Source organism: Methylobacterium sp. E-041 (assembly GCF_022829665.1).
In the GTDB taxonomy this organism is placed as follows: domain Bacteria; phylum Pseudomonadota; class Alphaproteobacteria; order Rhizobiales; family Beijerinckiaceae; genus Methylobacterium.
Genome location: NZ_JAKSYQ010000057.1, coordinates 1 through 543 on the forward strand (window position 1 = coordinate 1; position 543 = coordinate 543).

2 pseudogenes are annotated in these 543 nt (G+C 71.1%); both read left to right on the plus strand.

The features are described from left to right. Window positions 1-316: pseudogene (locus MKK70_RS04245) on the plus strand (phosphomannomutase); the annotation flags it as partial. Window positions 317-398: 82 nt separating this feature from the next. Beyond that, a pseudogene (locus MKK70_RS04250) lies at window positions 399-543 on the plus strand (GDP-mannose 4,6-dehydratase); the annotation flags it as partial.

Below are 543 nucleotides of genomic sequence, written 5' to 3' on the forward strand. Positions count from 1 at the left end.
CGTCGGCGAGATGGCGAGCGACCGGCTGCCCGACACGCCGGCCGAGCGCAGCGGCGCCCTCCTGCAAAGCCTCGGCGACGCGTCGTTCCGCCGGACCTTCCTGCAGCCGGTCGGCACCCCGGAGGCGGTCGACGCGCAGGACGGGATCCGGATCGCGCTCGGCGCCGGCCGCACGATCCACTTCCGCGCCTCGGGCAACGCCCCCGAGCTGCGGTGCTACACCGAGGCGCCGACCGCCGCGGAAGCCAAGAACCTCCTCGCTTGGGGGCTGCAGGCCGCGGCCACAGCGATGGCAGCCCAGGCCGAGCGCGCGTAGCGGCCGCGCCCTGTGCAAAGATCGAGGTTAACGGCGCGCCATCCATAACGGACCGTCGCTGCAACGCGCGGCCGAAAACTTAAGTAAGATCACGGGCTTGGGCGCGGTCAACCTGCTCGAATGCGTGCGCACCCTCAAGCCCGACGCGCGCTACTACCAGGCCTCGTCGTCGGAGATGTTCGGCCTGATCCAGGAGCAGGTGCAGAGCGAGGCGACGCCGTTCTACC